The sequence below is a fragment of the Catenuloplanes nepalensis genome, assembly GCF_030811575.1.
Lineage (GTDB): Bacteria > Actinomycetota > Actinomycetes > Mycobacteriales > Micromonosporaceae > Catenuloplanes > Catenuloplanes nepalensis.
The window spans coordinates 7,795,333-7,816,688 of sequence record NZ_JAUSRA010000001.1 but is presented as its reverse complement, the minus strand read 5'-3'; the positions used below and the strand labels follow the sequence as shown (position 1 = coordinate 7,816,688).

Sequence of the window (21,356 nt, the reverse complement as noted above, 5' to 3'; positions counted from 1 at the left end):
GTACGGCCGATAGGCTCGTTTCGTGTCAGCTGATCTGGACGTGGACGCGATTCTCGCCGACCCGGACTCCCGCATCATCGTGTGCTGCGGCGCCGGTGGCGTGGGCAAGACCACGACCGCGGCCGCGGTGGCGCTGCGCGCGGCGGAGCGGCACGGCCGGCGCACGGTGGTGCTGACCATCGACCCGGCGAAGCGGCTGGCGCAGTCGCTCGGCCTCTCCGAGCTGGACAACACGCCGCGGCAGGTCAAGGGCATCGACACCGAGGCGACCGGCGGCGAGCTGCACGCCATGATGCTGGACATGAAGCGCACGTTCGACGACGTGGTGTTGGCCCACACCGATCCGCAGCGCGCGCAGGAGATCTTCGCGAACCCGTTCTACGCGGCCATGAGCTCCACGTTCTCCGGCACCCAGGAGTACATGGCGATGGAGAAGCTGGGCCAGCTGCGGGCCCGCGACGAGTGGGACCTGATCGTGGTGGACACGCCGCCGTCGCGGTCCGCGCTCGACTTCCTGGACGCGCCGGCCCGGCTGGCCCGGTTCCTGGACGGCAAGATGCTGCGGCTGCTGCTGGCTCCGGCCAAGACCGGTGGCAAGAGCGTGTTCAGCCTGGTCACGGCATCGTTCGGGATCTTCTCCCGGGTGGTGCAGAAGGTGATCGGCACCCAGCTGCTGAGCGAGCTGTCCGGCTTCGTGGCCGCGCTGGACTCGATGTTCGGCGGGTTCCGGCAGCGGGCCGAGCAGACGTACCGGATCCTGCAGGCGAAGGAGACCTCGTTCCTGCTGGTCGCGGCGCCGGAGCCGGACGCGATCCGGGAGGCGGCCTACTTCGCGCAGCGGCTGCGCGACGACCGGATGCCGCTGGCCGGCCTGGTGCTCAACCGCATGCATTCACCGGTCGCGGCCGGCCTCTCCGCGGCCGACAGCCGGGCCGCGGCGGAGGCGCTGGACGCGTCCGGGGAGAGCCCGATCGCCGCGGACGCGCTGCGCATCCACGCGGCACTGACCGAGCAGTCGGCGCGCGAGCAGCGGGTGGCGGCCCGGTTCACCGACTCGTTCCCCACGGTCCCCACGGTGGCGGTGATGGCGCAGCCCGCCGACGTGCACGACGTCGACGGGCTGCGAAGCATCGGCGAGGCTCTCGCCTGAGCGTCCTCATCGTGATCGAGGCGCCACTCAGTCGCCGGAACGACGTGAATGACGCCTCGATCGCCGGAGACGGTGCCTAACCGGCATGCACCAACACATTGGTACGGCTCTTGTCCTGTTCACGCAGGGCGGCTTCGAACATCTTCCGCCAGCTCGCCACGTGCGGATGCCGGCGCAGCAGCGCACGCCGTTCCCGCTCGGTCATTCCTCCCCACACCCCGAACTCGATGCGGTTGTCGAGCGCGTCCGCCAGGCATTCGTTACGGACCGGGCAGCCGCGGCAGATCCTCTTCGCCACGTTCTGCTCCGCCCCCTGCACGAAGAGCGCGTCGGGATCGCCGTTCTGACACGCCGCCATGGTCGGCCAGTCGCTGATCATCCCCATCTGTGCACGTCCCCCCAAGCTGTACCACCGCCGACCCGTTTCCCCCGGTCGCGGTACATGTCCCTGCCGGTGCGTCCCGACCGGCCACAGATCCCCCGGTCACTCCCCGCGATACTTGCGGCACGGAGGGTGACATTCGATCTCCGGAACATCATGCTCCGTAGTTAGGCGATTACGCAACGTTGTCTGTTAAATCGACCAGGTCGGACACTTCGCCCTCTTCACTCATTGTCTCGATATGTATCGATGAGCTGCTTATGTGGCCTGAGATGCGCCGGGCGGGATTCGCGGAAACGGCGTCACCGGCGGCCGGGAGGCGGCACACTGGTGCGGGGTCTGCAGCCGCGTGCCACGGGCCGTGCGTCTTGCACAACGAATGCAAGGGCCGGCGAGACGCGCACTCGTCCGGTCATTTTTCGGCCACGCGTGCCGTATCGGACAGAAGGCGCAATTGGTCTTTTTCGCCGTAGCCTGGGCTCGTGAGCTGGATCAGGAAACGTGACCACACCGTCTTTTCCGGCGCGGCGTCATTGGGCATCTGCGGCCTGCTCGCGGGCATCGTGGTCTCCGCCGCCGCGTTCCCGGCGGTGGCCATGTCCGGCCTGGCCGCGAAGGCCGGCGCCGAGACGTTCGACCGCCTGCCGACCGAGCTGACCGTGCAGCGCGCCCCGCAGAACACCTACCTCTACGCGTCCGACAACCGCACGCTGGTCGCGATGATCTACGACGAGAACCGGAAGGACGTCGAGATCAACGACATTCCGCCGGTCATGCGGAACGCGATCATCGCGGCCGAGGACCACAACTTCTACCGGCACAACGGTGTCGACATGAAGGGCATCGCGCGCGCGTTCGTGAACAACAAGTCCGGCGCGTCACCGCAGGGCGCCTCCACGCTCACCATGCAGTACGTCCGGATGGCGATCTCCTACTCCGCCACCCGCCCGGCCGACGTCGTCCGCGCCACCGAGGACACCAGCGCCCGCAAACTGCGCGAGATGCGCTACGCGATGCAGGTCGAGAAGGAGATGTCCAAGGACCAGATCCTCGAGCGGTACCTCAACATCGCGCCGTTCGGCAACGGCGCCTACGGCGTCTCCGCGGCCAGCCAGGTCTACTTCAGCAAGCCGCCGAAGGACCTGAACACCGAGGAGGCCGCGATGCTGGCCGGCATGGTGAAGGCGCCCTCCGCGTTCGACCCGACCACGGAGACCGGCCGGCCGCTCGCGCTCAGCCGGCGCAACTATGTGATCGACAACATGACCGAGATCGGCGCGGTCACGCCGGCCGAGGCGGCCCGGGCCAAGGCCGCGGAGCTGACCGTCAACGGCACCCGCACGCCGAACGGCTGCGTCAACTCGTCCCACAACGAGTGGGGCTACTTCTGCGACTACGTCTACCGCTGGTGGATGGAGCAGGACGAGTTCGGCGACACACCGTACGACCGGGAGCGGCGGCTGAAGAGCGGCGGCTACCGCATCGTCACCTCGATGAGCGTGAAGACCCAGGACGCGGCGCGCAAGCACGTGCACAAGCGCGCGGCGGACGGCAACCGCAACGCCATCATGGTCGCGGCCGTCGAACCGGGCACCGGGCGCGTGCAGGCGCTGGCCGTGAACCGGGTCTACAAGAACGACGACGCGCACAACGAGCCGAACAGCGACCCGGTCAAGCGGCGGAACGGGCTGAAGGGCACGTACCCGAACACCACGAACCCGGTCATCACCGGCAGCGCGGACGTGCACGGATATCAGGGCGGCTCGGTCTTCAAGATGTTCGCGCTGGTCGCGGCGCTGGAGAAGGGCTACCCGCTCAGCTACTCGATCTACGCGCCGGAGACCTACCACTCGCGGTACGTCGTCGCCGCCTCCAGCCCGGCCGCGTGCCCGGGGCGCGCGCTCTACTGCCCGAAGAACGCGGTCAAGAGCATGGCCGGCGTGCACAACATGTGGAGCGCGTTCGGTGCCTCGGTGAACACCTACTTCATCCCGTTGCAGGAACGCGCGGGCGCGGAGAACGCGGTGGACGTGGCGAAGCGGCTCGGCATCAAGTTCCGCGCGGAGAACGACGCCCGGTTCGCCGGCGACGAGGACGCGGCCTCACAGTGGGGCGCGTTCGCGCTCGGCGTCTCCTCCACCACGCCGCTGGACCTGGCCAACGCGTACGCCACGCTCGCCGCGGACGGCCGGCACTGCGAGCCGATCCCGGTCATCGAGATCCGGCAGGAGGGCAAGCCGCTGCCGGCCGCCGCGCCCCGCTGCAACCAGGCCGTCGCCAAGGACGTCGCGCGCGCCGCGATCGACGCGGCCCGCTGCCCGGTCGGCGATCGCTCGGAGACGTCCCGCTGCCGGGGCGCCACCGCCGCGTACGTGCGGCGCGCGGTCGGCCACCCGGTCGCCGGCAAGTCCGGCACCACCGACGGCGAGCGCACCGCCACGTTCGTCGCCACCACGAAGCAGCTCACCGTGGCCGGCATGGTCGCGGACACGGACAACGCGAACACCACGATGCGCGGCGGCGGCGACGGGTGGGGCAACCCGCACACCGAGGCGGTGAACCCGGCCGTCTACCTGACGCTGGCGGACGCGATGGAGAACGTGGAGCCCGAGGACTTCACGCCGCCCAGCCAGCGCATGATCAACGGCAAGCAGGTGAACATCCCGAACGTCCGCTGCGACTCCGAGCCGGACGCGCGGACCCGCCTGATCGCGCGCGGCTTCGAGGTCCAGGTCGCGGCCGGGCGCTGGGACTCGCACTGCCCCGCCGGCACGGTCGCCAGCACGGAACCGGGCGGCAGCACGATCGAGGGCGGCGTGGTCGTCCTCCGGCTCAGCACCGGCCGGTCGTCCCGCCCCGTCCCGCCGTCGTCCTCAGCCTCGGCTTCGCCACCACCGAGGTGATTCACTTTCAAGATCAGAAAGCGCCGGGGGTACGTACCCCCGGCGCTTTCTGGTGGTTCTTCTCAGACCGCCAGCTGGCGGCGGACCTCGGCCGCGACCCGGCCGCCCTCCGCGCGCCCCGCGACGGCCGCCCGTGCCGCCTTCATCGCCGGGCCCACGGCCGGCGGGCCGCCCAGCCCGGCCAGCGCGCCGGAGACGACCTCGGACAGCTCCTCGTCGGTCAGCTGCTTCGGCAGGTAGCGGTCCAGGATCTCGTGCTCGGCCAGCTCCTTCGCCGCGGACTCGGCCCGGCCCGCGTCCGCGAACGCGGTCGCCGACTCCCGGCGCTTCTTGGCCTCCTTGGTCAGCACCGCGAGCACCTCGTCGTCCGACAGGTCCCGCTTCGCCGTCCCGGCGACCTCGGCGGTGCCGACGGCGGCCAGCGCCATCCGCAGCGTCGACGTGGTCAGCTCGTCACGGGCTTTCATGGCGGTGTGCAGGTCTTCGTTGAGGCGGTCCTTGAGCGTACCCATGGGGAGTGAAACTACCCTTGGTGGAATGCGGAAGCGCACCCTTTTCAGCCTGGCCGCCGGTACGGTCGCCGCCGGAGCCGCCACCCTCGCCTATGCCTCGCTCGTCGAACGCAACATGTTCACGCTGCGCCGATTCGACGTGCCCGTGCTGGACCCCGACGCCGAGCCACTGCGCATCCTGCACATCTCGGACATGCACATGATGCCGGAGCAGCGCCGCAAGCAGCGCTGGGTCGCCGCCCTCGCCGCCACCGACCCCGACCTGGTCGTGGTCACCGGCGACAACATGGCCGACCCCGCGTCCGTGCCCGGCGTGCTGCGCGCGCTCCAGCCGCTGCTGGAGCGCCCCGGCGCGTTCGTCTTCGGATCCAACGACTACCGCGGCCCGGTCTTCAAGAACCCGTTCTCCTACTTCGACCCCAACCGGGAGTACGTCCAGGGCGTCGAACTCCCCGCCGACGAACTCCGCCAGGTCCTGGTCGACGCCGGCTGGCACGACCTGAACAACGCCCGCACCACGCTCAAGGCCGGCGGCCGCGTCATCGAACTGTGCGGCGTCGACGACCCGCACGTCGACCGCGACGACTACCCCCTGGTCGCCGGCGCGGTCTCGGACGCCGCCGACCTGCACGTGGCCCTCACCCACAGCCCCGAGCCGCCGCTGCTCGACCTGATGGCCGCGGACGGCTTCGACCTGCTGCTGGCCGGGCACACCCACGGCGGCCAGGTCTGCGTCCCGCTCTACGGCGCCCTGGTCACCAACTGCGGCATCCCCCGCAGCATGGTCAAGGGCCTCCACCGCTGGCCCGGCTCCGACTCCTGGCTTCACGTCTCCGCCGGCCTCGGCACCCACCCCACCGCCCCGATCCGCTTCTCCTGCCCTCCGGAGGCCACCCTGCTGACCCTCATCCCGCGCTGACCTGCGCAAACACGCGGAGGGGGTATACCGATTTCGTGTGGGCGGTGCGGTCGGATAGTATTTGAGCCGCACCCCGGGGTATGGCGCAGCTTGGTAGCGCGCCTCGTTCGGGACGAGGAGGTCGTCGGTTCAAATCCGGCTACCCCGACCGGTAAGTGCAGGTCAGGCCCGGTCTCCTAACGGAGGCCGGGCCTGATTTCTTTCTCGGCAGGCCCAACGGTTCACCGGCTCTCGCCGACGCCGTTGACGCTCGGGGCGACAGGGCGTCGACTTCGCTTTCCATCGAGGTCTTGAGCGAGCAGTTCGGGTCGGTTTCCGTGGCGGCCGACCCGATTCGGTCCGGGGCGCGGCAGATGGAGCGACCGAGTGGTGAGGCCGCGTGGGGTTCGGTGACCACGACGGGACCAGGGCCCGCGGGAGCATGCGGGCCGGGCCACGCCGGGAGCGGGAAAAGCGGCTTTTAATCGGGGTTGAGCACGGCCAGCAGGGTTCCGGCGGCGACGTGGATGCCGGGCTGGACCGGGACCGAGGCGACCACGCCGGCGCTGGGGGCGTGGACCGGGTGTTCGACCATCGACGATTCGAGCGTCAGCAGCAGGTCGCCGGCGCGGACCCGCTGGCCGGGAACGACCATGACGCGCGCGACGGCGCCCGGCAGCGGGGCCGTGAGGGAGCCGTCGGTCAGCTCCGAGGGGCGGGGGAAGCGGGGGAGTTCGGTGAGGGCGACGGAGCCCTCGGGGCTGTCGACGTAGGAGACGTCGGCGACGCGGTGGACGCCGAAGGCGAGGCGGATGCCGTTGACGTCGAGGACGACGCGGTCGGGGGCGGCGGAGACGACGGCGACCGGTGGGTGGTCGTCGGTCAGCGGCGGGGCGCCGAGGCCGGCCAGGTCGAGCTCTTCGGGGTCGACGGCGCGGACCCACCAGCCGGCCAGTTCGCCGGTGCGTTCCAGGCGGTAGCCGACCTCGACCGGGCCGGCCGGGCCGTCGTAGACGGTGATCTGGGCGCCGCTGGGAACGTTGCGCCAGCCGGACGGGATGGTGGCGAGGACCGGGCTGCCGGCGCGACGGGTGGCGGCGCCGGCCAGGGCGGCGGCCAGGCAGGAGACGCGGACCGCGTCGACGGAGGAGAGCAGCGGCGCGAAGACCTCGGGGTGGCGGTCGAGGAAGTTGATGTCGACGTTGCCGGACCGGAACGCGGGGTGCCGCAGGACACGTACCAATAAATCACGATTTGTCACGACGCCGTGCATGTGCGAACGCGTCAGCGCGGCGGCGAGCATGCGGGCGGCCTCGTGCCGGGTCGGAGCCCAGGCGATCAGTTTCGCCAGCATCGAGTCGTAGTGGACGCCGACCATCGAACCGTCCGCGACACCGGTGTCCAGGCGCAGGCCGGGCTGAGGCAGCGGCTTGAACGAGCCTGCCACGTCCGGGATGTGGAACCGGTGCAGCCGGCCGGTGGACGGCAGCCAGGCGTAGGCCGGGTCCTCGGCGCACAGCCGCACCTCGATCGCGTGCCCGCGGACCGGTGGCGGCGCGCTCATCGGCAGCGGCGAGCCCTCGGCCACCAGCAGTTGCAGGCGCACCAGGTCGAAGCCGGAGACGCACTCGCTGGTGGCGTGCTCGACCTGCAGCGCGGTGTTCATCTCCAGGAAGAAGAAGTCGCCGGACGGGGCGAGCAGGAACTCGACGGCACCGGCACCGACGAAACCGGACGCGCGGACCACCGCGGTGGCGACGGTGCACAGCTGGGCGCGCAGCGTCGGCGCGACCGCGGGGGACGGCGTCTCCTCGATCAGCTTCTGATAGCGGCGCTGGATGGAGCACTCGCGCTCGCCGAACGTGATCACGCCGCCGGCGGAGTCCGCGATCACCGGGATCTCGATGTGCCGGGCGCGCTCCACGTACGGCTCGGCCAGCGCGGTACCGTTGCCGAAGAGCCCGGCAGCCTCGCGCCGGACCGCGGCGAACGCGTCCGCGAGCGTGTCCCGGTCGCGGACGATGCGCATCGCCCGGCCGCCGCTGCCGACGTCCGCCTTGACCAGCACCGGGAACCCGGGCACGTGCTCCGGCTCGCCGAACGCGGGCAGCATCGGCACGCCCGCGTCGGCCAGCAGCGCGCGCGACTCCAGCCGGGAGCTGAGCAGCGCGATCGACTTCGGCGGCGCACCGACCCAGGTCAGGCCCGCGTCGATCACCGCTGCCGCGAAGTCCGCGTTGCCGGCGAGCAGGCCGTAGCCGGGGTGCACCGAGTCCGCGCCGGTCTTGCGCGCGGCACCGAGGATCAGATCACCCCGCAGGTACGTGGCGGTCGGCGCGTTGCCCGGCAGGTGCACGGCGTAGTCGGCCTCGGCCACGTGCGGTGAGTCCGCGTCCGCGTCCGAGTAGACCGCGACCGTCTCGATGCCGATCAACCGGCAGGTCGCGAAGATGCGCCGGGCGATCTCTCCGCGATTGGCGACCAGGAGTCGTCGGATCATCAAGTCCTCACATCCGGAAAACGCCGAACCGGTCGGCGCCACCGACCGGACCACTGTGGATCGCGGACAGACACAGCCCGAGTACGGTCCGGGTGTCCCGCGGGTCGATCACGCCGTCGTCGTGCAGCCGGCCGGAGACGAACAGCGCGGAGGTCTGCGCCTCGACCTGCCGTTCGACGTTCATCCGCAGGTTCCGGTCGAAGTCCTCCTCGTACCGCTGGCCCTTGACCTCGGCGGCCTGCCGGGCCAGCGCGGTGAGCACGCCGGTGAGCCGCTCCGGCGCGAGCGCGGCGACCCGGGCGTTGGGCCAGCTGAACAGGAAGCGCGGGGCCATGGCACGGCCGGACATCGCGTACGCGGCGGGCCCGTGCGCGGCGCCCAGGTTCACGGCCAGGTGCGGCACGCCGGACGCGGCGACCGCGCTCATCATCGCGGAGGCATGCTTGACGATCCCGGCCTGCTCGAACTCCGCGCCGGTGACCAGCCCGGACGCGTTCTGCAGGAAGAGCAGCGGGGTGCCGGACGCGTTCGCCAGCTGGACGAACTGCGCGGCCTTCTGCGCCTCCGCGGAGACCAGCGTGCCGCGCGCGTTGGCCAGCACGCCGACCGGGTAGCCGTGCACCTCACCCCAGCCGGTGACCAGCGCGGGGCCGTAGCCGGGCTTGAACTCGTCGAAGTCGCTGGCGTCCAGGATCCTCGCCAGCACCTCGTGCGGGTCGAACGGCGTGCGCTCGTCCGCGGACGGGATCGCCAACAGGTCCTCGGGGTCGTACTTGGGCGGCGCGGCGAGCGCGGTGCGCGGCGGCGGGCCGAGTTTGCGCCAGTTGAGGCGGCGCATGCACTGGCGGGCCAGGCGTACCGCGTCGCGCTCGTCCTCGGCCAGGAAATCCGCCAGGCCGGAGCGGGTGGCGTGCATGACGGCGCCGCCGAGCGCCTCGCCGTCCGGGATCTCGCCGGTCGCCTCCTGGACCAGCCGCGGCCCGGCCACCGAGACCTTCGCCTGCGCGCGGACCAGCACCGTGTAGTCGGAGAGGCCGGGCAGCCAGGCGGCCACGTCGACCGCGTCGCCGAAGACCACGCACACCGTGGGGATCCGGCCGGCCGAGAGGCGGGCCAGGTCGCGCAGCACGGAGCCGCCGGGAACGAACGCCTCGACCTGGGCGGGCAGGTCCGCGCCGGCCGACTCGACCAGGCTGACCAGCGGCAGCCGGTTGGCCAGTGCGATCTCGCCGGCCCGTTCGATCTTGCGGAGCGCGATCGGGTTGAGCACGCCGCCGCGCACGGTCGGGTCGTGCGCCACGATCACGCACTCGACGCCCTCGACCACGCCCAGGCCGGTGACCACGCCGGCGCCGACCGGTTGGTCGGTGTGCCAGCCCGCGACTCCGGACAGCTCCAGGAACGGCGCGTCCTGGTCGAGCAGCAGGTCGACGCGCTCGCGGGGCATCAGCCGCCCGCGCGCGTGGTGCCGGGTGACGTGCCGTTCGCCGCCGCCGGCGCGCGCCAGGTCCAGTGCGTTCGCCAGCGCGCCGAGGCGCTCCAGCATCGCATCCCGGTTCTCCTGGTACGTCGGGTTGCGCGGATCGATGGCGGTGTCGAGGACAGCCATGTGCAACCCCTCTACGTCTTGCGGCCCGGCCCTGTTGCCACACGTCGTAACGAGCGACCCGCAGGGGCGAAACGCGCCGAGCCCCGGCGGGTGATCCCGCCGGGGCTCGAAACGATGAAGGGTCTGCCTAGACGCGGGCCCGGCGGGCCAGGCGCTCCGGGTCCAGGATGATCACGCTCTTACCGTCCAGGCGCAGCCAGCCGCGCGACGCGAAGTCGGCGAGCGCCTTGTTGACGGTCTCCCGGGACGCGCCGACCAACTGGGCCAGCTCCTCCTGGGTGAGGTCGTGCGTGACGCGGAGGACGCCCCCGTCGCGGGTGCCGAACCGGCCTGCCATCTGCAGGAGGTTCTTGGCGACCCGGCCGGGGACGTCGGTGAATATGAGGTCGGCCAGGTTGTCGTTCGTCCGTCGCAGTCTGCGGGCGAGCACCCGGAGCAGCTGCTCCGAGATCTCCGGCCGGTTGTGCAGCCACGGGCGCAGCGCCTGCTTGCGCAGCCGGGCTAGCCGGGTGTCGGTGACCGCGGTCGCCGTCGCGGTGCGCGGGCCCGGGTCGAAGAGCGAGAGCTCGCCGAGCATGTCGGACGGGCCCATGATGGAGACGAGATTCTGCCGGCCGTCCGCCGCGCGCCGCCCGAGCTTGATCTTGCCGGACAATACGATGTACAGGCTGTCTCCGGGCTCGCCCTCGTTGAAGACGACCTCGCCCTTGCGGATCTCGAGGGTCTCCATCTCCTTGGCGAGCGCCTCGGCCGCCTCAGGATCAACCCCCTGGAAGATCCCGCTGCGGGCCAACACCTCGTCCATGCGCACCTCCGCCAAGCGCCGAGCTGTTTCTGCTACCGGCCAGAACCTGGATGGCCGGTGAAGCCTTCGCGCGCAGTCAGTCTAGGTGCACGCGGGCCGGAATCGGGCGTGCACCCCAGGAATCTCGATCCGGAAGCGTAACCAACCAGACCTCAACGGACGGTAACATCCGGCGCCCTTCAGCTCCAGAGCGAAGATCACGCTCCGCAGTTCGACTTCCGATTTCGGGTCCGTGCGTTTGTTCAGTATGGCCCGCAAACCGGTCTTTGTTGTGCTTTTCGCCCTGGCCATCCTGCTGGCCGGCGGACTCTCCGGCGTCCATGCGGTCTCGCTCGCGACCGCCCCGGGCACCCGGCCGCTCTGGCTCGCGGTGCCGCCGCTCGTGCCGCGCGCACCCGCGCCGCCGCCCCGTCCCCGCCCGGCCGGGCTGATCTCGATCGCCGCGACCGGCTCGATCATCGGGACGGGCGACCGTTTCGACGGCGTCCGCGAGCTGCTCCGCGCCGATGTGACCACCGCCGACCTCGCCCCGGCCGTCGCGGCGGCGGGCCTGCGGAAGGACAACACCAAGATCATCGGCGGGTACGGCGAGGCCGCCGAGACCCAGGCCCGCGGCGTCCGGATCGCGGTGCTCGGCTTCCCGGCCGCCGCGGTCGCGGACCTGACCGCGGCGAAGCGCGCGGTGACCGCGGCGGCCCGGCGCGCCGACCTGGTCGTGGTGCACGCGCGGCTGGGCGCGCCGGGCCGCTATCGGGTGGCCGGCGGCGTGGAGCGGCACCGCGGCGAGGACCGCGGCGACCCGGTCCGGTTCGCGCACGCGGTGGTGGACGCGGGCGCGGACCTGGTGCTCGGGCACGGACCGGGCGTGCTGCGCGGCATGGAGTTCCACCGGGGCCGGCTGATCGCGTACAGCCTCGGCACGTTCGCCGGCCCGGCCGGCCGGGCCGGACGCTACGCGGCCGCCGGCGTGCTCCGCGTCATGCTGCGCGCGGACGGCCGCTGGGCCGGCGGCACGTTCACCGCGACCCGGCCGGACCGCGGCGGCCGGCCGGTCCCGGATCGCACCGGCGCCGGGCTCCGGCACGTGCGCGAGCTGTCCGCCGCGGACTTCCCCGGCACCGGGCCGGCGATCAGCGAGAACGGCGGGCTGACGGCCGGATAGACGACCGCCGGAGGCGGCGGGCCCGGGCTCCGACGTACGCTGGCCGATGTGACCCGCACGTCCGCCCCGGCCGAGTCCTCGCTCGCGTTGACCCGCCGCGCCCGCCGGATCGGCCGCTCGCTCACCGAGACGCACCCCGACGCGCACTGCGAGCTGGACCACGACGGCCCGCTCCAGCTGGCCGTCGCCACCATCCTCTCCGCCCAGTGCACGGACAAGCGGGTCAACGAGGTCACGCCGAAACTGTTCGCCCGCTACCCCACGGCCGCGGACTACGCGGGCGCGAACCGGGCCGAGCTGGAGGAGCTGATCCGGCCGACCGGCTTCTTCCGCAACAAGACCAACTCGCTGATCGGCCTCGGCCAGGCGCTGGTCGAGCGGCACGGCGGCGACGTGCCCGGCAAGCTCGACGACCTGGTCGAGCTGCCCGGCATCGGCCGCAAGACGGCCAACGTCGTGCTCGGCAACGCGTTCGGCGTCCCCGGCATCACGGTCGACACGCACTTCCAGCGGCTGGTCGCCCGGTGGCGGCTGACCGCGGAGACCGACCCGGTCAAGATCGAGCACGCGATCGGCGCGCTCTACCCGAAGCGCGAGTGGACCATGCTGTCGCACCGGGTGATCTTCCACGGGCGGCGGGTCTGCCACGCCCGTAAACCGGCCTGTGGCGCCTGCACGCTCGCGAAGATCTGCCCGTCGTTCGGTGCCGGGCCGACCGAGCCCGAGGTCGCGGTGAAGCTGCTCAAGGGTCCCCGGGCCGGCGCGCTCGCCGAGGCGGCCGGGCTCGACCCGGCGCTGGTGCCGGCGGCCGCGGCCACCGTGGACGTGCCGTGAGACGTGTGGTCCGGGCCGCCGCGGCCGCGATCGCACTCGCGCTGGCCGGATGCGCCGGCACCCCCGAGATCACCGCGACCACGGGTGACGTGGTGATCGCCTCGCCGTTCGCGGACTGCACCGGGCTCACCTCGCCGATCACCGGCGCGCCCGAGCCGGCCGGCGACGTGCTGCTGGAGCGACTGCCCGAGCTCGAGCTCTCCTGCCTCAACGGCGGCGACATCGTCGAACTCTCCGCGCTGCGCGGGCCCGCCGTGATCAACCTCTGGGGCTCCTGGTGCGGGCCGTGCCGGGCCGAGCTGCCGGTCGTCCAGGCCTACGCGGACCGGGCCGGCGACCGGCTGCGCGTGCTCGGCGTGGACACCGGCGACCGGCAGTCCACCGCCGAGGACCTCGGCCGCGAGCTGGGGTTCCGCTTCCCGTCCCTCTTCGACCCGAACAAGGAGCTGCTCACCGCGCTCAGCGTCGCCGAGCTCGGTGCACCCGGCCTGCCGACCACCGTGCTGATCGACGCGGACGGCCGGGTCCGCGGCGTCCACCAGACCACCGCGCTGGACGAGGCCGGTCTGGACCGGTTCGTCCGGGACCACCTCGGCGTGACGGTCTCCTAGATGATTGAGCGGTTCGAGGCCGGCAGCCGTAGATCACCCGGAGGTGACGGCGTGAGCGACGAGATCCCGGAGTGGCTGGCACCGCTGGCGAAGCGGGCCGCCTCCGCGACCGCGCGCGACTTCACCCGCATGCCCACGCCCGCCGGCGAGGGCCGGGCCAGCGCCGTGCTGGTGCTGTTCGGTGACGGCCCGGCCGGCCCCGACGTGCTGATGCTCGAGCGCGCCGCGGACATGCGCAACCACGCCGGCCAGCCCGCGTTCCCCGGCGGCGCGGCCGACCCGGGCGACGCGGACGCGGTCGCCACCGCGCTGCGCGAGGCGAACGAGGAGGTCGGGCTGGACCCGGCCAGCGTCACCGTCCTCGCCGAGCTGCCGAAGCTGTGGATCCCGATCAGCCGGTTCGTGGTCACGCCGGTGCTGGCCTGGTGGCACGCGCCGCACCCGGTGCACCCGCGCCAGCCGGCCGAGGTGGCGCACGTGGCCCGGCTGCCGATCGCGGAGCTGTGTGATCCCGCCCACCGGCTGCAGGTGCGGCACAGCAGCGGCTGGATCGGGCCCGCGTTCGACTCGCAGGGCCTGGTCGTGTGGGGCTTCACCGCCGGCGTGCTCTCCGCGCTGCTCGACATGGGCGGCTGGAGCCGGCCGTGGCCGCGCACCCGCGTCGCCGAGCTGGACGACCGGTTGCGGCCGGTGCTCGTACCCCCGGAAAGTCCTGTGCCCGGTCCGGCGGCGCCGCCGCCGGCCGACGACGTCAGCGGTCCCCTCGCATGAGGCGTCGTCGCAGCCCCCGGCGGCCCTTGGCCGGCATACCTACCCTAGGCGGGTGTCCGTGACCGACATCGTCCTCTTCCTGCTGGTGTTGCTGTTCGCCGCGAGCGGCTACCGGCAGGGATTCGTGGTGGGGACGCTGTCCTTCGCCGGATTCTTCAGCGGAGCCCTGCTCGGCCTCCAGCTCGGGCCGCTGATCGCGGCGCAGTTCGCCGACCCCGGGCTGCGCGTCGTCGCCTCGCTCGTTGCGATCTTCCTGCTCGCCGTGATCGCGCAGACGCTGGCCGGCTGGTTCGGCGCGCGACTCCGGCACGGCATCGTCAACCCGACCGGCCAGCGGGTCGACGAGGTGGGCGGCGCACTGGTCTCGGTCTGCGCGGTGCTGCTCGTCGCCTGGCTGGTCGCGGTGCCGCTGGCGTCCTCGTCCGTGCCGTGGCTGTCCCGGTCGATCAAGAGCAGCTACGTGCTCGGCGCGGTCGACTCGGTGATGCCGGCCCAGGCCGAGGCACTGTCCCAGGGCCTGCGGCAGACGCTCAACACCCGCGGCTTCCCGGAGGTCTTCAGCGGCCTCGGCACCACGCGCGCGCCGCAGGTCGAGGCGCCGGACCCGGCGCTGGCCAGGTCGCCGGTGGTCCAGGACGCGCGGCAGTCGGTGGTCAAGATCCGCGGCATAGCCAACGACTGCAGCCGGCGGCTGGAGGGCTCCGGCTTCGTCTACGCGGACGACCGGGTGATGACGAACGCGCACGTGGTGGCCGGCACCGACTCGGTCAGCGTGGAGGTCGGCGAGGAGCGGCTGGAGGGCCGGGTCACGGTCTACGACCCGGAGCGCGACCTGGCGGTCATCTACGTGCCGGGGATGGACGCGCCGGTCATGGAGTGGTCGCGGGAGGCCGGGAACCGGTCGGAGAGCGCGATCGTGCTCGGCTACCCGCTGGACGGCCCGTACAACGCGCAGGCCGCCCGCCTGCGTGACGTCGGTGACATCACCGGGCCGAACATCTACAACTCCGAGCAGGTCACCCGCGAGATCTACACGATCAACGCGCTGGTCCGGAACGGCAACTCCGGCGGGCCACTGGTCGACGCGCGCGGCGACGTGCTCGGCGTCATCTTCGCTGCGGCGGCGGACGACCCGAACATCGGCTTCGCGGTCACCGCGGAGGAGGCCGCGCCGATCGCCCAGGAGGGCCTCGACCGCACGCGCGCGGCCGGCACCGGCGAGTGCACGGAGAGCTAGACCGAATCCAAGACCAAGCTCAAGGTTGAGAGCGACGTCAAGGCCAAGAGCGGGGTCAAGGTCAAGGTCAAGGTTAAGAGCAAGGCCAAGGTCAAGGTCAAGGCCAAGAGCGGGGTCAAGGTCAAGGTCAAGGTCAAGACCTGGATCTTCCCGCTTCCGGCGTGGTGCGGCCCGCATGCTCCCGCGGGCTGCGGTCGTCGCTGGCGCTCCTCCCTTCCGGTTCCGCAGTGGTCACCAGAAAACCGCGGCTGACGCTGCCGGGCTGACGCTGCCGGGCTGACGCTGCCGGGCTGGCGCTGCCGGGCTGGCGCTGCCGGGCTGGCGCTGCCGGGCTGGCGCTGCCGGGCTGGCGCTGCCGGGCTGGCGCTGCCGGGCTGGCGCTGCCGGGCTGGCGCTGCCGGGCTGGCGCTGCCGGGCTGACGTGGTTGTTGCGGTGCGCGGGTTGTCGCTGTCGCGGCTTATTGAGCTTGGGGAGCGAAGTTCGGGCTAATGCCGGTTGTTCGGGTGCGGCGCGTCCGATATTTCGTGATGTCGACGGATTAATGCGGTGAGCGCGCGTAGTTCGGCGACGGTCGGTGGGCGGTCTCTTCCGGATCAGGGCGTCTCCATGTTGTTGGAGCGGCCTGCGGGAGGCCCTGATCGCGAGGTGTTCCGGCGGGCGGGTTAGGAATCGCGGCCGGTGGTGCGGCGCAGGGTGGGGAGGCGGTGCAGGGTGACGTAGTAGAGGAGGGCGATCGCGATCAGGGCGGCTGAGCCGCCGATCAGGCCGCCGAGCAGGCCGCGGTCGCGCTGCGCGGTGGTGGGCGGTGGCGGCTCCGCGGCGGCGGCAGGCTGGGCCGCGCCGCCGGGGCGGCCCTCGACGCCCTGGCCGGGCAACGCGGCCGCGTCGCCGGACTCGGTGCGGGAGTCGTCGCCGGTGCCCGGCGCGGAGCCGAAGCCGACGTCGCCCGGGGGCTGCTCGTTGTCGAGGACGTTGTGGCTGACCTCGGGCAGGTTGTCGGCGAGCGCGGCGACGGGGTCCACCATGCCGAAGCCGTAGCGGTCGTCGCGGCCGGTCGGGCCGAGGTCGGTGGCGGTGGTGATCAGGCGGTTGACCACGGTGGCGGCGGACATCTCGGGCCAGCGGGCGCGGATCAGCGCGGCGGTCGCGGCCACCATCGGGGCGGCGAAGCTGGTGCCCTGCACGCGCCAGTAGCCGCCGGGACGCGCGCCGATCAGGTCGGTGGCGGGGGCGGAGAGCACGGTCTCGCGGCCGGTGATGGAGCCGGACCAGAGGCTACGGCCGTTCTCCTCCAGCCCGGTGACCGCGATCACGCCGGGCTCGCGAGCGGGGTACCACACGTCGGACGGCGCGGACGCGCTGGCGTTCCCGGTGCAGGCGATCACCACCACGTCCTTGACGAACGCGTAGTCGATCGCGGTGGCGAGTGCGGGGCTGCTGCCCAGGCCGCCGAGCGACAGGTTGATCACCTTTGCGCCGTTGTCCACGGCCAGGTGCACCGCCTTCGCCACGACCTGCGCGTCCTCGTACCGATTCTGCTTGTCCAGCACGCGGATCGGGAGGATCCGGGCATCCGGCGCCATTCCCACGATTCCGGCCTCGTCCGGCGCACCGGCGATCAGCGAGGCGACCGTGGTGCCGTGCCCGACCGGGTCGTCGGTGCCGTCACCACCCGTGCTCACCAGGTCGAACCCGGACAGCACCCGGCCGGTCAGGTCGACGTGCGTGTCGTCCACGCCCGAGTCGATCACCGCGACCGTGACGCCGGTGCCGGTCGAGCGCTGCCATGCCTCGGCCATGCCGAGCTCGGCCAGCGACCACTGCTCGTCGCGCACCTCGTCACCGGTCACCGCGAGCGGAACCACCGCGGGGACGGGCGCGCCGAGCGCCGCGGGGAGGGGTGCGCCGAGCGCCGCGGGGAGGGGTGCGCCGAGCGCCGGCGCGGCCGGCAGCGCGGTGGCGGCGCCGACGAGCACGGTGGCGGCCAGGCGGGCCACGGTGGCCCCCGGTCTCCAACGCCTGCTCAATTGGTCACCTCACTGCGGTCTCGGCTGGGTGAAGGTTACTCCCCGCCGGGGCGCCGACGGGCCGGACAACAGGTCCGAGGTCTATGCGGGATCGGACGGTGGCAGATAGGCGATCTGTACCAGACGTATACCCTCCCGGCGGGTCTTCAACTGCCCCCGGCCGGGCGGCATCGCGGCGAGCCGCACGTCGCCGAGCAGCGGGCCGTCCTCGCGGCTGCCGGACATCACCAGACCCGGCGCGGCCAGCTCGCGCAGCTGCGTCAGCACCGGGTCGAACGCGCGGCCCGCGCCACCGGAGCGCCGGGCCAGCACCAGGTGCAGGCCGATGTCGCGGGCCTGCGGCAGCAGCTCGGCCAACGGTGCCAGCGGGCCGGACGGGCCGCCGGCCAGCTCGTAGTCGTCGACGAGCACGAATAGCTCCGGGCCGGTCCACCACGAGCGGTCGCGCAGTTGCCGGGCGGTCACGTCGGAGCCGGGCAGCCGCTTGCGGAGCGCGTCGACGGCCGACTCGATCATCGTGCGCGCGGTCGCGGAGGTGGAGCCGTGCCCGAGCAGATGGCCGGTCTCGACCGCGCCGAGCAGAGTCCGGCGGAAGTCCACGATCACGAGCCGGGCCGCCTCCGGCGCGTACCGCGTGGTGATCGTGGTGGCCAGCGCGCGCAGGAAGGACGTCTTGCCGCACTCGCCGTCGCCGAACAGCAGGAAGTGCGGATCGGCCGCGAAGTCCAGCACGGCCGGGGACAGGTCGGTCTCCACCACGCCGACCGGGATCCGCAGGCCGGTCTCGCGCACGTCCCGCACCGCCGCATAGGGCAGCTCGGCCGGCAGCCGGCGCACCGGCGGCGCGGGCTGGCCGGTCCACGCCTTCGCGATCTCCTCCGGCGCGAAACCGGGCAGCGCGACCAGCAGGTGCATCGACTCCGCGGTTATGCCCCGGCCCGGCGCACCGGCCGGCACGTTCGCGGCCGAGCGGCGGGAGACCGTGGAGTCGGCCGGATCGCCGAGCCGTAGCTCCAGGCGTGCGCCGAGCAGGTCGCGCAGCGCCGGGCGGAGGTCCATCCAGCGGCCGGTGGCGATCACCACGTGCACGCCGTACGCCAGGCCACGCGACGCCACCTCGGTGACCAGCGGCTCCAGGTCGTCGAAGTCGGCGCGCAGCGTCGCCCACCCGTCCACCAGCAGGAACACGTCGCCGTACGGGTCGTCCTCCACTTCCCCGGACGCGCGCCGGGCCCGGTAGTCGGCCATGCCGTCCACGCCCAGCGCCGCGAACCGCGCCTCCCGCTCGGCCAGCAGCGCGCGCACCTCGCCGACCGTGCGGCGCACGCCCACCGGGTCCAGTCGGCCGGAGACGCCGCCGACGTGCGGGATCCGCGCCAGCTGGGCCAGCGCGCCGCCGCCGAAGTCCAGGCAGTAGACCTGCGCCTCCTCCGGCGTGTGGGTCAGCGCCAGCGCGGTGACCAGCGTGCGGAGCGCGGTGGACTTGCCGCTGCGCGGGCCGCCGGCCACCGCCACGTGCCCGGACGCGCCGGCCAGGTCCAGCCACAGCGTCTCCCGGCGCTGGTCGAGCGGCCGGTCCACCACGCCGGCCGGCACCCGCAGTCCGCCGCGCAGCACCGGGTCGGCCACGGTCAGGCCGCGGCGCGGGTCCACGTGCACCGGCCCGAGCAACTCGCCGACCGGCGGCGCGTCGCCGAGCGGCGGCAGCCAGACCTGGTGCGCGGCCGGTCCGGCGCCCTGCAGCGCGTCCACCATCAGGTCCAGCAGGCTGGTGGTGGCGGCTTCCCGGGCGATCGCGGCCCGGGGGCGCGGCGTGCGCGGGACCGCCACCACGCCCGACGTGTACGGCACGACCCGGGCCACCGGCGCCGGCTCCGCGACCGGCGGGCCGGCGGCGGGCCGGTACGGACCGGACGCGTACGCGGCCCGGAACCGCACCAGCGGCTCCGTGCCGAATCGTAGGTAGCCGTGACCGGGGGAGCGCGGCAGCTCGAACGCGTCCGGCACGCCCAGCACCGCCCGCGACTCCAGCGACGAGAACGTGCGCAGCCCGATCCGGTACGACAGGTGGGTGTCCAGTCCGCGCAGCCGCCCCTCCTCCAGACGTTGACTGGCCAGCAGCAGGTGCACGCCGAGCGACCGCCCGACCCGGCCGATCTGCACGAACAGGTCGATGAAGTCCGGCTTCGCGGAGAGCAGCTCGGAGAACTCGTCGCAGACGATCAGCAGCGACGGCAGCGGCGGGAGCGCGGTGCCGGCCGCGCGGGCCCGGTCGTACTCGCGCAGGCTCGGGATGTTCCCGCTGCGCCGCAGCAGCTCCTGGCGGCGCAGCAGCTCACCGTTGATCGCGTCGACCATCCGGTCCACCAGTGGCAGCTCGTCCGCCAAGTTGGTGATCACCGCGGCCGTGTGCGGCAGCCGGTCCAGCGACGCGAACGTGGCGCCGCCCTTGAAGTCGACCAGCACGAAGTTGAGCGTCTCCGAGGAGTGCTCCGCAGCCAGCCCGAGCACCAGCGTGCGCAGCAGCTCCGACTTGCCGGACCCGGTCGCGCCGATCAGCAGGCCGTGCGGGCCCATGCCGTCCTGCGCGGACTCCTTCAGGTCCAGCTCGACCGGGCTGCCATCGACACCCACGCCGATCGGCACGCGCAGCCGGTCGCGCGGCGGCCGGGGCCGCGTCCAGCGCCGCGCCGGGTCCAGCCGCGTGGGGTCGTCGAAGCCGAGCAGCTCCGCGAGCCCGGCCTCGACGTCGCGCGCGGCCGTGCGCGGCGCCTCCACGGCCGCGAGCCGCAGCGGTGCCAGCCGGCGCGCGACCGCCTCCGCCTCCGCCACGGTCAGCGAGTCCGGCACGCCGACCACGGTCTCCGACTCGGTGGTGCGGCTGGTCAGGCGCTGCCCGCCGGTGAGCACCAGCGTGCGGTGGCCGGGGCTGCGCGGCGGCGCCGGATCCAGGTCCAGCACGGTCGCGTCGGCTCTGCCGGTGAACGCGGCGTCGGCGCCGTCCAGCACGACGACCAGGTATGCCCGCCCGGCCTCCTCGAGCAGCGGCGTCAGCTCCGCCACGGCCGAGGTGATCAGGCGGACCGGGCCGGCCGCGTCCGTGCGGGTGCGGTGCAGCGCGTGCGGCAGCCACTTCACCCAGTCCCAGTCCGCGCGCCGGTGCGGGCCGGCGCAGACCGCGATCATCAGGTCGTCCGGCGCGTGGAAGACCGCGAGCTGGGTCAGCATCGCGCGGGCGAGGCCGTGCCCGGCGGGCAGGTGGATCCGGGTGAACGCGCGCAGCGACACCGCCACCGGCAGCTCGGGGACCACCGCGTAGGCGTCCAGGAACCGGCGCAGCGCGCCCGCGCACATCGGCTCCAGCTCCGCCGGCGGCCGGGTGACCGGCGGCACCAGCGGCGTGGCCAGCGTCTGCGGGCCCAGTCCGGCCCGGACGATGACGAAGTCCGGGTCGGCCGCGCGCCGCTCCCAGAGCCGGTGGCTGTCCACCGTGGACCAGAGCCGGGCCGGGTCCGGGTGCCGGTAGCGCAGGCCGTCCCGCTGGGCGAGCGCGGTCTGCCGGGCGCGGCGGCGCAGCGCGGCGAGGCGGCGCAGGTATTCCCGGCGGGCGGCCGCGACCTCCGCGCGTTTCGGCGCGCCGGCGCCGCCCCAGCCGGTCACCAGCATCGCCAGCGACGAGACGCCGAAGAGCGCGCCGACCACGTACGAGTAGGTGCCGCCGCCGCGACCGAACATCATCGCCATCGCGACCGAGCCGCCCAGCATCGGCAGCGCGGTCATCAGAGTCCGCCACCGTCCACCGGTCGGCTCCGGCAGCTCCGGCGGCGCGTCCACGGCCAGCTCACCGGCGGGGATCTCCGGCGCTGCGCGACGCGGCGGACGCCGCACGATCACGATAGCCATCAAATTCCCCCGGGGGGTACGGACTGCGACAGCCCGTTCATCCTAGGTAAG

15 protein-coding genes and 1 tRNA gene are annotated in these 21,356 nt (G+C 73.0%); 9 read left to right on the top strand and 7 right to left on the bottom strand.

All coding sequences use genetic code 11. The annotated features are described in order from the left end of the window. Positions 1–22: 22 nt before the first annotated feature. Complete coding sequence (gene bagB, locus J2S43_RS33725) at positions 23–1,150, top strand: ArsA family ATPase (RefSeq protein WP_306836037.1); 1,128 nt, start codon at positions 23–25, stop codon at positions 1,148–1,150. Between the two features lie 76 nt (positions 1,151–1,226). Here bagB and J2S43_RS33720 read toward each other — a convergent pair whose 3' ends face one another. Beyond that, positions 1,227–1,535 carry a WhiB family transcriptional regulator gene (locus tag J2S43_RS33720; RefSeq protein ID WP_306836035.1) on the bottom strand — a complete coding sequence of 103 codons (309 nt, stop codon included), beginning with the start codon at positions 1,533–1,535 and terminating at the stop codon, positions 1,227–1,229. A gap of 488 nt (positions 1,536–2,023) precedes the next feature. Between J2S43_RS33720 and J2S43_RS33715 the strand changes: the two genes are divergently transcribed. Continuing rightward, positions 2,024–4,435, top strand: coding sequence for a transglycosylase domain-containing protein (locus J2S43_RS33715; protein ID WP_306839640.1), 2,412 nt, complete (start codon positions 2,024–2,026; stop codon positions 4,433–4,435). Positions 4,436–4,497: 62 nt separating this feature from the next. Here the strand turns inward: J2S43_RS33715 and J2S43_RS33710 are convergent, their stop codons facing one another. Further along, positions 4,498–4,947: a GatB/YqeY domain-containing protein gene (locus tag J2S43_RS33710; protein ID WP_306836033.1), complete on the bottom strand. Its 450-nt coding sequence runs from the start codon at positions 4,945–4,947 to the stop codon at positions 4,498–4,500. A 25-nt stretch (positions 4,948–4,972) separates the two neighbouring features. Here J2S43_RS33710 and J2S43_RS33705 point away from each other — a divergent pair, with 25 nt between their 5' ends. After that, entirely contained in the window at positions 4,973–5,866 is an 894-nt protein-coding gene (locus J2S43_RS33705) for a metallophosphoesterase (RefSeq protein WP_306836031.1), read from the top strand. 74 nt (positions 5,867–5,940) lie between these two features. Continuing rightward, positions 5,941–6,014 (top strand) — tRNA-Pro (locus J2S43_RS33700). Between the two features lie 312 nt (positions 6,015–6,326). On the opposite strand, the gene J2S43_RS33695 is transcribed toward J2S43_RS33700, so the two are convergent. The 3 genes from J2S43_RS33695 to J2S43_RS33685 all read right to left on the bottom strand — a co-directional run bounded on the left by J2S43_RS33695 (position 6,327) and on the right by J2S43_RS33685 (position 10,759). Next, positions 6,327–8,345, bottom strand: coding sequence for an ATP-binding protein (locus J2S43_RS33695; RefSeq protein ID WP_306836029.1), 2,019 nt, complete (start codon positions 8,343–8,345; stop codon positions 6,327–6,329). A 7-nt stretch (positions 8,346–8,352) separates the two neighbouring features. Continuing rightward, positions 8,353–9,954: an acyl-CoA carboxylase subunit beta gene (locus J2S43_RS33690; protein ID WP_306836026.1), complete on the bottom strand. Its 1,602-nt coding sequence runs from the start codon at positions 9,952–9,954 to the stop codon at positions 8,353–8,355. Positions 9,955–10,081: 127 nt separating this feature from the next. Further along, positions 10,082–10,759: a Crp/Fnr family transcriptional regulator gene (locus J2S43_RS33685; protein ID WP_033343613.1), complete on the bottom strand. Its 678-nt coding sequence runs from the start codon at positions 10,757–10,759 to the stop codon at positions 10,082–10,084. A 271-nt stretch (positions 10,760–11,030) separates the two neighbouring features. Here J2S43_RS33685 and J2S43_RS33680 point away from each other — a divergent pair, with 271 nt between their 5' ends. The 5 genes from J2S43_RS33680 to J2S43_RS33660 are packed head-to-tail and all read left to right on the top strand — an operon-like array spanning position 11,031 to position 15,374. Further along, entirely contained in the window at positions 11,031–11,921 is an 891-nt protein-coding gene (locus J2S43_RS33680) for a CapA family protein (RefSeq protein WP_306836023.1), read from the top strand. 39 nt (positions 11,922–11,960) lie between these two features. Continuing rightward, positions 11,961–12,755: an endonuclease III gene (gene nth, locus J2S43_RS33675; RefSeq protein WP_306839637.1), complete on the top strand. Its 795-nt coding sequence runs from the start codon at positions 11,961–11,963 to the stop codon at positions 12,753–12,755. Continuing rightward, entirely contained in the window at positions 12,752–13,366 is a 615-nt protein-coding gene (locus J2S43_RS33670) for a TlpA family protein disulfide reductase (RefSeq protein ID WP_306836022.1), read from the top strand. Before nth ends, J2S43_RS33670 begins: the two co-directional genes overlap by 4 nt. A gap of 51 nt (positions 13,367–13,417) precedes the next feature. Then, the gene (locus tag J2S43_RS33665) at positions 13,418–14,137 is read left to right on the top strand and encodes an NUDIX hydrolase (RefSeq protein WP_370881691.1); all 720 of its coding nucleotides are present in this window, start codon (positions 13,418–13,420) and stop codon (positions 14,135–14,137) included. 52 nt (positions 14,138–14,189) lie between these two features. After that, positions 14,190–15,374 carry a MarP family serine protease gene (locus tag J2S43_RS33660; protein ID WP_306836021.1) on the top strand — a complete coding sequence of 395 codons (1,185 nt, stop codon included), beginning with the start codon at positions 14,190–14,192 and terminating at the stop codon, positions 15,372–15,374. A gap of 663 nt (positions 15,375–16,037) precedes the next feature. On the opposite strand, the gene mycP is transcribed toward J2S43_RS33660, so the two are convergent. Both mycP and eccCa read right to left on the bottom strand, forming a co-directional pair. Further along, entirely contained in the window at positions 16,038–17,402 is a 1,365-nt protein-coding gene (gene mycP, locus J2S43_RS33655; RefSeq protein ID WP_306836020.1) for a type VII secretion-associated serine protease mycosin, read from the bottom strand. Positions 17,403–17,483: 81 nt separating this feature from the next. Then, positions 17,484–21,305 carry a type VII secretion protein EccCa gene (gene eccCa / locus J2S43_RS33650; protein WP_306836018.1) on the bottom strand — a complete coding sequence of 1,274 codons (3,822 nt, stop codon included), beginning with the start codon at positions 21,303–21,305 and terminating at the stop codon, positions 17,484–17,486. Between the last annotated feature and the right edge of the window lie 51 nt (positions 21,306–21,356).